Here is a 12,972-nt window from a genome sequence, read left to right as displayed (position 1 = left end):
ATACGAATTTAAGGGAAAGAGAAAATGGCAGCTAAAGACGTAAAATTCGGTAACGACGCTCGTGTGAAAATGCTGCGCGGCGTAAACGTACTGGCAGATGCAGTGAAAGTTACCCTCGGTCCAAAAGGCCGTAACGTAGTTCTGGATAAATCTTTCGGTGCACCGACCATCACTAAAGATGGTGTTTCCGTAGCACGTGAAATCGAACTGGAAGACAAGTTCGAAAATATGGGTGCGCAGATGGTGAAAGAAGTTGCCTCTAAAGCGAACGACGCTGCAGGTGACGGTACCACCACCGCAACCGTACTGGCTCAGTCCATCATCACTGAAGGTCTGAAAGCCGTTGCTGCGGGCATGAACCCGATGGATCTGAAACGTGGTATCGACAAAGCTGTCGCTGCTGCAGTTGAAGAACTGAAAGCACTGTCCGTACCGTGCTCCGACTCTAAAGCTATTGCTCAGGTTGGTACCATCTCCGCTAACTCCGACGAAACCGTAGGTAAACTGATCGCTGAAGCGATGGACAAAGTCGGTAAAGAAGGCGTGATCACCGTTGAAGACGGTACCGGTCTGCAGGACGAACTGGACGTGGTTGAAGGTATGCAGTTCGACCGTGGCTACCTGTCTCCTTACTTCATCAACAAGCCGGAAACTGGCGCAGTAGAGCTGGAAAGCCCGTTCATCCTGCTGGCTGACAAGAAAATCTCCAACATCCGCGAAATGCTGCCGGTTCTGGAAGCTGTAGCGAAAGCAGGCAAACCGCTGCTGATCATCGCTGAAGATGTTGAAGGCGAAGCGCTGGCAACTCTGGTTGTTAACACCATGCGCGGTATCGTGAAAGTCGCTGCAGTTAAAGCACCAGGCTTCGGCGATCGTCGTAAAGCAATGCTGCAGGATATCGCTACCCTGACCGGTGGTACCGTTATCTCTGAAGAGATCGGTATGGAGCTGGAAAAAGCAACTCTGGAAGATCTGGGTCAGGCGAAACGCGTTGTTATCAACAAAGATACCACCACCATCATCGATGGCGTGGGCGATGAAGCTGCAATCCAGGGTCGCGTAACTCAGATTCGTCAGCAGATCGAAGAAGCAACTTCTGACTACGACCGTGAAAAACTGCAGGAGCGCGTAGCGAAACTGGCAGGCGGCGTTGCGGTAATCAAAGTTGGTGCTGCGACTGAAGTTGAAATGAAAGAGAAGAAAGCCCGCGTTGAAGATGCCTTGCACGCAACCCGTGCTGCGGTAGAAGAAGGCGTGGTTGCTGGTGGTGGTGTTGCGCTGATTCGCGTAGCGTCTAAAATTGCCGGCCTGAAAGGTCAGAACGAAGACCAGAACGTAGGTATCAAAGTTGCGCTGCGCGCAATGGAATCCCCACTGCGTCAAATCGTACTGAACTGCGGCGAAGAGCCGTCTGTAGTGGCTAACACCGTGAAAGCTGGTGACGGTAACTACGGTTACAACGCTGCAACTGAAGAATACGGCAACATGATCGACATGGGTATCCTGGATCCAACCAAAGTAACTCGTTCTGCTCTGCAGTACGCGGCTTCTGTTGCGGGTCTGATGATCACCACCGAGTGCATGGTTACCGACCTGCCGAAAGGCGATGCGCCTGACTTAGGTGCTGCCGGTATGGGTGGCATGGGTGGTATGGGCGGCATGATGTAATTGCCCACACCCTGCATCCTTCAGGCCGCAGATGCGTTGGCTGCGTTTGCTAACCCCAGTCACTTACTTGAGTAAGCTCCTGGGGATTAACAAACTGGCCGCCTTCCTGCAACCAGAATGATTTGGGTGCTCATCTCCCAGAATTGAGAAACCCTCGGGCAGAAATGTCCGGGGGTTTTTCTTTTGGTCATCTTTTTAGTATATGATTCAGCTACGGACAAAACGTCCAACTAATTGATTATGGGGAATGACATGCACGTGAAATATTTAGCAGGGATCGTTGGTGCCGCGCTACTGATGGCGGGTTGTAGCTCCAGCAACGAACTGAGTTCTGCCGGGCAAAGCGTACGTTTTGTTGAAGACAAGCCTGGTGCAGAGTGCCAATTGATAGGCACCGCAACCGGTAAGCAAAGCAACTGGCTTTCAGGCCAGCACGGCGAAGAGGGCGGCTCAATGCGTGGCGCAGCAAACGATCTGCGTAACCAGGCTGCGGCAATGGGCGGTAACGTGATTTATGGCGTCAGCAGCCCATCGCAGGGAATGCTGTCCAGCTTTGTTCCTACCGCCAGTGAGATGATTGGTCAGGTTTATAAGTGCCCTAACTGATTACACTTCATCCTTCAAGCTGCCTCTTTGTTGACTGCGCTATGAAACCCCAGTCACATAGTTATCTATGCTCCTGGGGATTTCTTCGCTTGCCGCCGCGATGCAGATTGAATGATTTTGTGTAATAAAGTGGCCTGGACAGGCTCATGCAATCGTAGGCCTGATAAGCGCAGCGCCATCAGGCATTCTGAGTTTTATGCGCAGACTGAACGCGTAAATGATGCAGTGCGCGCAGGCACTGATCCTGATTGAGCTTTTGCGCCTTATCACCCGTCAACGTTCTGACAAACACCTGGCACGGTACACCGGCAAGTTTTTTCAGCCGCGGGCTGAAGTCGAGAAGGCGGCGAGTAATGGCTTCGGCTTCTTTGCTACCGGAAAGGGCGCGAGTTTTCACTACCGAACCACAAAACTGGGCTTTTCCTTTATCATCTTTATAGCGGTAAATAATCGCCAGATAATGATTAAACAGGTTATGTTTCCATTCGGGTTGTGTATAAGAGTCGTATTCCAGATTGTCGTTTTGCTGACAATCAACATCGTACAGCGGCAGGAAATCCAGCAGCGATGTTATTCGTAGCGCGAGTTCTCTCATGCCAGCATTATTTATTGCGTGAATAATTGCATGCGCCAACACCTGAATCTGTAATTCATTAACCAGTAATTCGCATGTTTGTCCGTCATGTAACGTCAGAGAAAATGTTAAATTCTCGCCTTTGTCATCCACTAACATCAGCGAATTTATGCGACGGTTAATATCCGCATTTTTTAGTTCATCTTCCTGAATTGACGGAATATTCTCGTGCATTTTTTTGCTGGCTTTATCGCATGTCTTTTCATATTGCATACGCTCGTCTTTGTTTAGCTGAGAAATGGCGAACAGCCGGCTCTCCAGCGCGATAAGCAGGTCTCTAAGTCCAAGTGGAGAGAGAAAAAACAGCGACTCTTTATTTCTTGGTTCTTTAATCTTCAATGCCAAGGCAACAAATTCATTCTTTTGACGAATAACGCCGGTATTAACACCCTTAATACTTATAGCCATCAAAGGTTCTCCCTAACCATATATTTATTGAAAATCTAGATTTGACTTGATTTATATTTTTTGCAAATAACTAATTGCGCGCTGCGAGTTAAAATAGCACATATTAAAAGTGCGGCTCCACCTGCAGGGATATTAAATAATCGTGATCGATAGCGAGTGTCCGGAATCGGACACTCAATAATGGTTATTGTTGGCGTAACTGCAGGTCCAACGGCGTTTTACTTGGCTCTCCGCCAATTTCACGCGCCAGTTTGGGGACCATGTAACCGGAAACCAGTGTCAGCAGTTCACGCATAATGTGACGTGCTTCATCATCGCTGACCATAAAGTGGGCGGCACCCTGTACTTTATCCAGCACGTGCAGGTAATAGGGCATCACACCGGCATCAAATAGTGCGTTGCTAAGGTTAGCCAGGGTTTGTGCGTTATCGTTCACGCCACGCAGCAATACGCTTTGGTTGAGTAGCGTAACGCCCGCGGCGCGCAGACTACCCATCGCCTGGCGAAACGTCTCATCAACTTCATTGGCATGGTTAATGTGATTGACCAGCAGAATCTGCAGAGAGGAGCGCGCAAAACGTTCGACCAGTCCTTCGGTAATGCGCGCAGGGATCACTATCGGCAAACGGCTGTGAATACGCAGGCGTTTAATGTGCGGAATGGCTTCCAGTTGCGTGAGCAACCAGTCCAGTTCGTGGTCTTTGGCCATTAACGGATCGCCACCAGAGAAGATGATTTCATCCAGCTCAGGATGCGCGGTAATGTAGTCGAGAGCGACCTGCCAGTTGCGCTTATTGCCTTGGTTTTCGGCATATGGGAAGTGTCGACGGAAGCAATAGCGACAATTCACCGCACAACCGCCTTTGACCAGCAACAGTGCCCGATTGCGATATTTATGCAGCAGACCGGGAACCACACTGTGCTGTTCTTCCAGCGGGTCGGTTGAGTAGCCTGGCGCGGCAACAAACTCTTCCTGGGAGGTAAGTACCTGACGCAAAAGCGGATCGTCCGGGTTACCTTTCTCCATGCGGGCAATAAACGCGCGCGGCACGCGCAGGGCGAAAAGCCGTCTCGCGTCGCGTCCGGCCAACAGTTTTTCATCTGCGTCTATATTCAAAAGATGCAGAAGTTCATCGGGATCGGTCACAACATCGGCAAGTTGCGATAACCAATCTTCTCTGGATGGGGTATTTAGGGTTACAATATGCGCCATTTTGTGGCTTAGCTACCAGTTAACAATTTTCAGAGGGCCTTATGGCAACGTACTATAGCAACGATTTTCGTGCTGGTCTTAAAATCATGTTGGACGGCGAACCTTATGCGGTTGAAGCCAGCGAATTCGTTAAACCAGGTAAAGGCCAGGCGTTTGCGCGCGTTAAGCTGCGTCGCCTGCTGACCGGTACTCGCGTAGAGAAAACCTTCAAGTCTACTGACTCCGCTGAAGGCGCAGACGTAGCCGACATGAACCTGACTTTCCTGTATAGCGACGGTGAGTTCTGGCACTTTATGAATAACACCACTTTCGAACAGCTGGCTGCTGACGAGAAAGCGGTAGGCGATAACGCTAAATGGCTGCTGGACCAGGCTGAATGCATCGTGACCCTGTGGAACGGTCAGCCGATCTCCGTAACTCCGCCGAACTTCGTTGAGCTGGAAGTTGTTGAAACCGACCCAGGTCTGAAAGGCGATACCGCTGGTACTGGCGGCAAACCGGCTACCCTGTCTACCGGCGCAGTCGTTAAAGTTCCGCTGTTCGTACAGATCGGCGAAGTGATCAAAGTGGATACCCGCTCCGGCGAATACGTTTCTCGCGTAAAATAAGTCTTCCATTTGATCTTATGGCGCAGGTTGCTGCGCCATACTTTTTCCAGGGCAGGAATGATGAAACGTCTTCTCGGTCTTGTAATGCTACTCCTTTTCACCAGCACCCTCCTGACGGGATGCAATACCGCGCGCGGCTTCGGTGAAGACATAAAACATCTTGGCAATTCAATTTCTCACGCCGCCAGCTAATCCTTTCATATAGTCTTAAAAACGGTTGTTTATCCATCACACTCCCGGATCTTGTCTATTATTAAGTAGCTATACACAAACAATATTGGCTAGAAAAGGAAGACGTTATGGTTAAGAAGACAATTGCTGCGATCTTTTCTGTGTTGGTACTTTCTTCCGTTTTAACCGCGTGTAATACCACACGAGGCGTAGGACAGGATATTTCTGAAGGCGGTAGCGCCATTTCTGGTGCAGCGACAAAAGCTCAGCAATAATGAAGAACGGTACGACGTCGTGTCGTACCGTTAATCACCCTTCCCTGGGAGTGAAAGGAACGGCGAGAAGCGGTTCCCCAGGTGCAGTTTCATACGGATATTCCGCTTATAGGTGTAGACCGTTTTGCCATGAATGCTGAGCGCGGCGGCAATGGCATTGTTACTCACACCATCCATCCACATTGATAATACTTTCTCCTCCTGCGGCGTAAGCAAAGGCGTGGCATTTTTGGCTATTTCTAATGCGGGGCGAACCTGAAGCGCTTCCTGAATTGTGTGGGAGAGTGTGTTCAGCGTGGTGTGCTTGGTCAAGACCGAATGGGCTACGGATTGAGAGGGCACGATGGGGGCATGCTGTCTGTCTGCTGATTGCAGTAAAATTAGTGGGATGACGCCACAACTCATAAAAAAAGGTTTAATTGGCGGACTGGAGTGCGTCTCGCTAATAAAACTGTATAAATCCGCGATCACCAGATGCGGTTTCCATTGCAAAATATGCTCTTTTGCTAACAGGAGATTATTGATTCCTGATACCAGAAATGAGGAGCTGAACCTGCCAGAATGATTAAGCAAGGCCTCTATCCCTGTGCGGGTAAAGTGGCACCGGTCAATCACTAAAATTTTAAGCATAAACGTTTCGCATTCAGAAGAGGGGCAATCGACTTTCTGGTTTCAGAAAGCCCTTCATCATAGAGAACTCCGATGAGTGCCAAATGCGGGAACTACGCCGCTAATTATGCTTAATTCTTGCTTTTAGCAGGCAGTGAATAAAAAGGTTGAAATTCATTTTCTTCCGGGCAAAAATGCCATTTCACACATCAGCTTTGCAGGACGACCTGCAAACGCTTCTTTCACCGGGGACGGCCCCATTGTTCTGGAGCCTGATATGTCCTGGATCGTTTTATTAATTGCAGGTTTGCTCGAAGTCGTCTGGGCGATTGGCCTGAAATACACCCACGGTTTTACGCGTCTTACGCCAAGCATTATCACTATTGCGGCGATGATCGTCAGTATCGCCATGCTCTCCTGGGCAATGCGCACGTTGCCTGTAGGAACCGCTTATGCGGTCTGGACCGGTATTGGCGCTGTTGGGGCGGCCATTACAGGAATTTTGCTGCTGGGTGAGTCTGCCAGCCCGGCACGTTTGCTGAGCCTTGGGCTGATCGTTGCTGGCATTATTGGTCTGAAGCTGAGCACTCACTAAGCGCCGGGCTGTTTCACCCAAATCAGTTTATTCACCTCAAACCCTTCCCGGGTCGCGATGGCTAACATTTGCTGTTTCATTTCATCTGAAATAGTAGGGGTCCGTGAAAGGATCCACAGGTAGTCGCGATCCGGACCACAAACCAGCGCGTGACGATATTCCCGGTCGAGTGCAATTACGTTATACCCGCCATAGAAGGGGCCGAAGAACGAAACCTTAAGCGCGGCTCTGCTTGGGTCGCCGGTGAAATAGGCTTTCCCTTCCGTTTTCTGCCACATCTCCCTGTCAGGGTTATAGCCCTTATTAATAACGTTGATGCCGCCGTCGTCGCGCAAGCTGTACGTTGCGGTCACTTTATCCAACCCGCGCTCGAAACGATGGTCGAAGCGCGCAATTTCATACCAGGTTCCCAGATAGCGTTTGGCATCAAAGTTATTTACCACGGTAACGCCTTTCGGCGGTGTCGGGGAGCTGCACGCGACAACCAGGAATGCAGCCGTAACTGCAGCAACGACGGGCAAAATGCGCATGGGATTTTCCTTGCTGTATTTTTGTTAAGTGTAGATGACAACAGGAAAAAAAGAGAAAGAAAGGAGGCCCAATATCCTGGGCCTCATCGTCAGTTATTGCAGCTTTTCAAGAATGCGCCAGGCCGCCTCGACACGGACAGGGTTAGGATAGCTTTTGTTTGCCAGCATCACGATGCCAAGGTTTTTTTCTGGAACGAAGGCTACGTAGCTGCCAAATCCACCAGTGGAGCCCGTTTTATGCACCCATGAGGCTTTCACTGCGGGGGCGGGCGGGTTTACCTCAACGGCGGGAAGCGCTGCCAATGCCACTTTGCTGTCGCTGCCGTTGATGATCGAATCAGCTTTCAGCGGCCAGTTCAGCATCTCCCAGCCTAATCCCTGGTACATATCGCCAATACGCCAGTAGCGAGACTGCGCAAGCGCAATGCCCTGCTGGAGCGTTTTCTCCTGAACGTGGCTGGCATCCATGTTGGCCTGAACCCAGCGGGCCATATCAATAACGCTGGATTTCACGCCATAGGCTTCGGCGTCAAGTTGTCCCGGAGAAACGTGTACGGGCTTCCCTTCGCGATAGCCCCAGGCATAATCTTTTTGTTCGTTCTGCGGAACCGTAATCCAGGTATGCGCCAGTTTTAATGGTTGCAGGACGCGTCTGGTCATTGCCTCTTCGTAACTCATTCCTGAGGGTTTCACCGCCAGCGCGCCAAACAGACCAATGCTGGAGTTAGCGTAAAGTCGCTTAGCGCCCGGAGTCCATTGCGGCTGCCAGTTTTGATAAAAATGCAGTAATGCGGCTTTATCCCTAACGTCATCGGGGATCTGCAGCGGTAGGCCGCCTGCCGTATAGGTGGCTAAGTGCAGCAGGCGGATACCCTGCCACTGTTTGCCTGTCAGTTCTGGCCAGTATTTCGTGACCGGATCGCTGAGCTTAATTTCGCCGCGGGCGATAGCATCGCCGCCCAACACGCCGTTAAACGTCTTACTAACCGATCCTAGCTCAAACAGCGTTTGCTGCGTGACTGGGTGGTTATTGGCGATATCGGCTTTACCCCAGGTGAAATAATAGGGTTTTCCCTGGTAGATAACGGCAACGGCCATACCCGGAATAGCCTGCTCCTGCATCAACGGGGTGATGGTGCGATTAACGATATCGGCAATCTGTTGTTCTGTTTTTGCGGCAGCAAATGTGGAGAAAGAGGCTGTCAGCAGCAGAGCGCAGCATAACGATTTTTTCATCATGAAATCAGTTCCGTAATTAAAAGCAAAAAGGTGTCCGGGCCCGTCAGACGCAATCAGTGTGTTTGATTTGCACCGTGTTGACAAACGGTTAAATTTAGCAGCAGATATAAGTTTTTCTAACAGGCCGGATGATGACGCGTAGCTATATCCCTCTTAACTCGCTGCGGGCTTTTGAAGCCGCCGCCAGACATCTCAGTTTTACCCGCGCCGCGATTGAGCTCAACGTGACGCATTCTGCCATCAGTCAGCATGTAAAAGCGCTGGAGCAGCAGCTAAATTGTCAGCTTTTTGTGCGCGGTTCTCGTGGATTAATGTTGACGACTGAAGGGGAAAGTCTGTTACCTGTACTTAATGACTCTTTCGATCGTATGGCGGGGATGCTGGATCGTTTTGCTACCAAACACACCCAGGAAAAACTTAAAATTGGCGTGGTGGGGACCTTTGCGGTTGGGTGTCTGTTTCCTCTACTGGGCGATTTTAAGCGCAGTTACCCGCATGTTGATTTGCATATTTCTACCCATAATAACCGCGTGGATCCCGCTGCCGAAGGGCTGGATTATACCATTCGCTACGGAGGGGGAGCTTGGCACGATACCGACGCGCAATATTTATGTAGCGCGCTGATGTCTCCACTGTGTTCGCCAACATTGGCTTCGCAGATTCAAACGCCTGCGGACATCCTGAAATTTCCGTTATTACGATCGTATCGGCGGGATGAATGGACGCTTTGGATGCAGGCCGCCGGAGAGGCGCCTCCGTCACCGACGCACAACGTGGTGGTGTTTGATTCGTCCGTCACCATGCTGGAAGCCGCGCAGGCGGGGATCGGTGTGGCAATTGCGCCAGTCAGAATGTTCACGCATTTACTCAGTAGGGAACGAATCGTTCAACCGTTTTTAACGCAGATTGATTTGGGAAGTTACTGGATAACGCGTTTGCAATCGCGTCCGGAGACACCCGCGATGCGTGAATTTTCCCGTTGGTTGACAGGAGTGCTGCACAAATAAAAAGGCCCGCCAATGGCGGGCCTGATTATTAACGCATGTACTTAGATGGTCAGAATACCAATAGCCGTTACAACGGTCAGGATTGCTGCCAGTCCGTAGAATACCCATTTGCCAGCAGGCACGTGGATTTTCAGGTCATGCATCGCGTGGTGCATACGGTGTAAACCACACCACAGCGGCAGAACGATCATCAGGAACAGAAACGCACGTCCGATGAAGCTCTGAGCGAATGCCAGTACGCGTTCATAGCTGAAAGCATCAGGAACAAAGCCCAGCGGCAGCATAATGCCTACCAGCAGGATCATTACCGGCGCAATGATTGCGCTCCACATACCGCCTGCACCAAACAGGCCCCAGAATACGGGTTCGTCAGAGCGTTTTGGATTTGGATTAATCATTCCGGACTCCTTACCAGAACAGGGCAACAAACAGTATGACTACTGTCGCAACCACAGTAACTGCCCAGAGACCTTTGATGATCGGCTCTGGCCCCATTTTTTCGTCTTTTACGATGATGTTGGCAGCTTTTGGCGCCAGCTCAAACCAGGTTTTGGTATGCAGCAGCGCTGCTGCCAGGGCGATAATGTTAAGGATTACCACCACCGGGTTTTGCAAAAAGGCGACAAAGCCCATCCAGGACTCTGCACCATGCTTGAGTGCAAACAGGCCGATAATCAGTTCAATGCTGAACCAGACTGCCGGAACCGCCGTGCCTTCACGCAGCATGTAAAAACGATAAAATGGCAGCTTTTTCCACCAGGTGGACGTCATTGGCCGCACATAGGCTTTACGTTTAGTCGTCATCGTGCACTCCTTAGCGTGGTTTCAGGGTAGCGATAAGAAAGTCTTTTGAACTTTCAACTTTACCCTGCTGAATGGCCGCAGCCGGATCGACGTGTTTCGGGCAGACTTCGGAGCAGTAGCCCACGAAAGTACAGGTCCAGACGCCGTTCGGGCTGTTCAACTGAGCCATACGCTCCTTCTTACCGTGGTCGCGGCTATCTTCGTTGTAACGATGCGCCAGCGTAATCGCAGCCGGTCCAATGAACTCAGGGTTCAGGCCGAACTGCGGACACGCTGCATAGCACAGACCACAGTTGATGCAACCGGAGAACTGATGATACTTCGCCATCTGCGCCGGAGTCTGGGTGTTTGGACCCTGATCCGGTGTACGCGGGTTACCGATAATGTACGGTTTGATCGCTTCCAGGCTTTCGATAAAGTGCGTCATGTCGACGACCAGATCGCGCTCAATCGGGAAGTTGCCCAGCGCTTCAACCTTCATGCCGTTGGTGTAATCACGCAGGAAGGTTTTGCACGCCAGTTTCGGTACATTGTTGACCATCATGCCGCAGGAGCCGCAGATCGCCATACGGCAGGACCAGCGGTAGCTCAGGTCCGGTGCCAGGTTATCCTTGATGTAGCCCAGCGCATCCAGCAGTGACGTGGTTTCATCATAAGGAACTTCGTAGAAAGCACTGTGCGGCGCGGTATCGGTTTCCGGGTTATAGCGCACCACCTCAACTTTCAGGTTTTTCATCTCAGCCATTCGCCTTCTCCTTCTTATCGGCTGCTTCCGCTTCGCCACCGTAAACACGTTTAGCCGGTGGCAGAGTGGTGATTTTCACGTCGCTGTATTCCAGGCGAGTCGTGCCGTCAGCATCGCGGAAGGCGAGGGTGTGTTTGAGGAAGTTCACATCGTCACGCTCGGTGCAGCCTTCATCCAGACGCTGATGCGCGCCGCGGGATTCTTTACGCGCCAGAGCGGAGTGCGCCATACATTCAGCAACGTTCAGACCGTGACCCAGTTCGATGGTATACAGCAGGTCGGTGTTGAAGACGCTGGAGGTATCAGTGATACGTACGCGCTTGAAGCGTTCCTGCAGTTCCGCCAGCTTATCAACGGTTTTCTGCATGAGTTCCGGCGTACGGTAGATACCGCAACCTTCTTCCATGGACAGGCCCATTTCGTCACGGATCTTAGACCAGTTTTCGTTACCTTCCTGGTTAACCAGATCTTTCAGACGTTTTTCAACGCCAGCAACCTGTGCATCAAGAGCGGCACTGTTTGCAGCGCCAGCCGTTGCAGCGCGTTCTGCAGCCTGCTCACCGGCCATACGACCGAAGACCACCAGTTCAGCCAGGGAGTTAGAGCCCAGACGGTTAGCGCCATGCAGACCAACAGAGGAACATTCGCCGACAGCGAACAGACCTTTAATGCGGGTTTCACAGTGCTGATCGGTTTCGATACCGCCCATGGTGTAGTGCGCGGTCGGACGTACCGGGATCGGCTCTTTAACCGGATCGACACCCACGTAAGCTTTCGCCAGTTCGCAGATGAACGGTAAACGTTCGAGCAGTTTTTTCTCTCCGAGGTGACGCAGGTCGAGGTGAACCACATCGCCACGCGGAGTGGAAATGGTGTTGCCTTTGCGCCATTCGTGCCAGAACGCCTGAGAAACTTTGTCGCGCGGACCGAGTTCCATGTATTTGTTTTTTGGCTCGCCCAGCGGGGTTTCCGGACCCATGCCGTAGTCTTGCAGATAACGGTAGCCGTTTTTGTTAACCAGAATACCGCCTTCACCACGGCAGCCTTCAGTCATCAGGATACCGGAGCCTGGCAGACCTGTTGGGTGATACTGAACGAATTCCATATCACGCAGCGGAACGCCGTGGCTCAGCGCCATGCCCATACCGTCGCCGGTTACGATGCCGCCGTTGGTGTTGTAACGGTAAACACGACCTGCGCCGCCCGTTGCCATCACGACAGCGTTAGCACGGATTTGCACCAGCGTGCCTTCCATCATGTTCATGGCAACCAGACCACGAGCATGGCCATCGTCAACCAGGATATCCAGAACGAAGTGTTCGTCAAAGCGCTGAATCTGCGGGAACTGCAAAGATGTTTGGAACAGCGTATGCAGCATGTGGAAGCCGGTCTTATCCGCGGCAAACCAGGTACGCTCGATTTTCATGCCGCCGAAGCGACGTACGTTGACGCTACCGTCTTCACGACGGCTCCATGGGCAGCCCCATTGTTCCAGTTGCGTCATTTCAGTTGGGCAGTGGTGGACAAAGTAATCCACGACATCCTGCTCACACAGCCAGTCTCCGCCTGCTACCGTATCGTGAAAATGGTAGTCAAAGCTGTCATGATCCTGCGCGACAGCAGCAGAGCCGCCTTCGGCAGCAACGGTATGGCTGCGCATTGGGTACACTTTTGAGATCAGTGCGATTTTAGCGTTGGGATTTGCTTGTGCGGCAGCAATTGCAGCACGTAATCCCGCGCCACCGGCGCCTATAATGGCAAGATCGGCTTGAAAGGTTTGCACGACATTCCTCCAGATTGTTGTTATTTCATCCCTGCCTGAATCAGATGCTTCATCGGCTTCAAACAGGTTATGAACGC

The 12,972-nt window shown here is 51.5% G+C and carries 16 protein-coding genes; 7 read left to right on the top strand and 9 right to left on the bottom strand.

From position 1 onward, the window contains the following. Positions 1 to 24 precede the first annotated feature (24 nt). Together groL and OGY71_RS22985 are read left to right on the top strand one after the other, a co-directional pair. Positions 25 to 1,668, top strand: a complete 1,644-nt coding sequence (gene groL / locus OGY71_RS22990) for a chaperonin GroEL (protein ID WP_003830576.1) — start codon at positions 25 to 27, stop codon at positions 1,666 to 1,668. Between the two features lie 252 nt (positions 1,669 to 1,920). Continuing rightward, a complete protein-coding gene (locus tag OGY71_RS22985; protein WP_003025468.1) occupies positions 1,921 to 2,274 on the top strand; it encodes a DUF4156 domain-containing protein in 354 nt (117 codons plus the stop codon). Between the two features lie 178 nt (positions 2,275 to 2,452). Here the strand turns inward: OGY71_RS22985 and yjeJ are convergent, their stop codons facing one another. Both yjeJ and epmB read right to left on the bottom strand, forming a co-directional pair. Beyond that, entirely contained in the window at positions 2,453 to 3,316 is an 864-nt protein-coding gene (gene yjeJ, locus OGY71_RS22980; protein WP_003830572.1) for a YjeJ family protein, read from the bottom strand. Between the two features lie 184 nt (positions 3,317 to 3,500). Next, positions 3,501 to 4,529, bottom strand: a complete 1,029-nt coding sequence (epmB, locus tag OGY71_RS22975) for an EF-P beta-lysylation protein EpmB (protein ID WP_003830570.1) — start codon at positions 4,527 to 4,529, stop codon at positions 3,501 to 3,503. Positions 4,530 to 4,570: 41 nt separating this feature from the next. Here epmB and efp point away from each other — a divergent pair, with 41 nt between their 5' ends. From efp to ecnB, 3 genes are all read left to right on the top strand, one after another. Beyond that, positions 4,571 to 5,137, top strand: coding sequence for an elongation factor P (gene efp, locus OGY71_RS22970; RefSeq protein WP_003025478.1), 567 nt, complete (start codon positions 4,571 to 4,573; stop codon positions 5,135 to 5,137). Positions 5,138 to 5,194: 57 nt separating this feature from the next. Then, positions 5,195 to 5,329, top strand: a complete 135-nt coding sequence (gene ecnA, locus OGY71_RS22965; protein WP_003830568.1) for a lipoprotein antitoxin entericidin A — start codon at positions 5,195 to 5,197, stop codon at positions 5,327 to 5,329. A 107-nt stretch (positions 5,330 to 5,436) separates the two neighbouring features. Next, on the top strand, positions 5,437 to 5,583 hold the full coding sequence (ecnB, locus tag OGY71_RS22960) for a lipoprotein toxin entericidin B (RefSeq protein WP_003025482.1): 147 nt from the start codon (positions 5,437 to 5,439) through the stop codon (positions 5,581 to 5,583). A gap of 30 nt (positions 5,584 to 5,613) precedes the next feature. Here the strand turns inward: ecnB and OGY71_RS22955 are convergent, their stop codons facing one another. Next, complete coding sequence (locus OGY71_RS22955; RefSeq protein ID WP_003830562.1) at positions 5,614 to 6,213, bottom strand: LuxR C-terminal-related transcriptional regulator; 600 nt, start codon at positions 6,211 to 6,213, stop codon at positions 5,614 to 5,616. 256 nt (positions 6,214 to 6,469) lie between these two features. Between OGY71_RS22955 and sugE the strand changes: the two genes are divergently transcribed. Next, the gene (gene sugE / locus OGY71_RS22950) at positions 6,470 to 6,787 is read left to right on the top strand and encodes a quaternary ammonium compound efflux SMR transporter SugE (RefSeq protein ID WP_000118520.1); all 318 of its coding nucleotides are present in this window, start codon (positions 6,470 to 6,472) and stop codon (positions 6,785 to 6,787) included. Here the strand turns inward: sugE and OGY71_RS22945 are convergent. Both OGY71_RS22945 and OGY71_RS22940 read right to left on the bottom strand, forming a co-directional pair. After that, the gene (locus tag OGY71_RS22945) at positions 6,784 to 7,317 is read right to left on the bottom strand and encodes a lipocalin family protein (protein WP_001221666.1); all 534 of its coding nucleotides are present in this window, start codon (positions 7,315 to 7,317) and stop codon (positions 6,784 to 6,786) included. The two genes, sugE and OGY71_RS22945, sit on opposite strands and share 4 nt — an antisense overlap. A gap of 93 nt (positions 7,318 to 7,410) precedes the next feature. Continuing rightward, positions 7,411 to 8,556 (bottom strand): extended-spectrum class C beta-lactamase CMY-2, encoded by a 1,146-nt coding sequence (locus tag OGY71_RS22940; protein ID WP_000976514.1) that lies wholly within the window; start codon positions 8,554 to 8,556, stop codon positions 7,411 to 7,413. 131 nt (positions 8,557 to 8,687) lie between these two features. Between OGY71_RS22940 and ampR the strand changes: the two genes are divergently transcribed. Beyond that, complete coding sequence (gene ampR / locus OGY71_RS22935; RefSeq protein ID WP_003830523.1) at positions 8,688 to 9,563, top strand: LysR family transcriptional regulator AmpR; 876 nt, start codon at positions 8,688 to 8,690, stop codon at positions 9,561 to 9,563. Positions 9,564 to 9,604: 41 nt separating this feature from the next. Here the strand turns inward: ampR and frdD are convergent, their stop codons facing one another. Genes frdD through frdA form a run of 4 tightly spaced genes read right to left on the bottom strand, consistent with a single transcriptional unit; the run spans position 9,605 to position 12,895 of the window. Beyond that, on the bottom strand, positions 9,605 to 9,961 hold the full coding sequence (gene frdD / locus OGY71_RS22930) for a fumarate reductase subunit FrdD (RefSeq protein WP_003025535.1): 357 nt from the start codon (positions 9,959 to 9,961) through the stop codon (positions 9,605 to 9,607). A 10-nt stretch (positions 9,962 to 9,971) separates the two neighbouring features. Next, on the bottom strand, positions 9,972 to 10,367 hold the full coding sequence (gene frdC, locus OGY71_RS22925; RefSeq protein WP_003025537.1) for a fumarate reductase subunit FrdC: 396 nt from the start codon (positions 10,365 to 10,367) through the stop codon (positions 9,972 to 9,974). Positions 10,368 to 10,377: 10 nt separating this feature from the next. Continuing rightward, complete coding sequence (gene frdB / locus OGY71_RS22920; RefSeq protein WP_003025540.1) at positions 10,378 to 11,112, bottom strand: fumarate reductase iron-sulfur protein; 735 nt, start codon at positions 11,110 to 11,112, stop codon at positions 10,378 to 10,380. Beyond that, positions 11,105 to 12,895, bottom strand: a complete 1,791-nt coding sequence (gene frdA / locus OGY71_RS22915; RefSeq protein WP_003830519.1) for a fumarate reductase (quinol) flavoprotein subunit — start codon at positions 12,893 to 12,895, stop codon at positions 11,105 to 11,107. The genes frdB and frdA overlap by 8 nt, the downstream gene beginning before the upstream one ends. Between the last annotated feature and the right edge of the window lie 77 nt (positions 12,896 to 12,972).

The sequence above is a fragment of the Citrobacter sp. Cpo109 genome (genome assembly GCF_030332565.1).
GTDB lineage: Bacteria > Pseudomonadota > Gammaproteobacteria > Enterobacterales > Enterobacteriaceae > Citrobacter > Citrobacter portucalensis.
The sequence above is the reverse complement of the archived record's forward strand: the minus strand, read 5'-3'. Positions and strand labels throughout refer to the sequence as shown.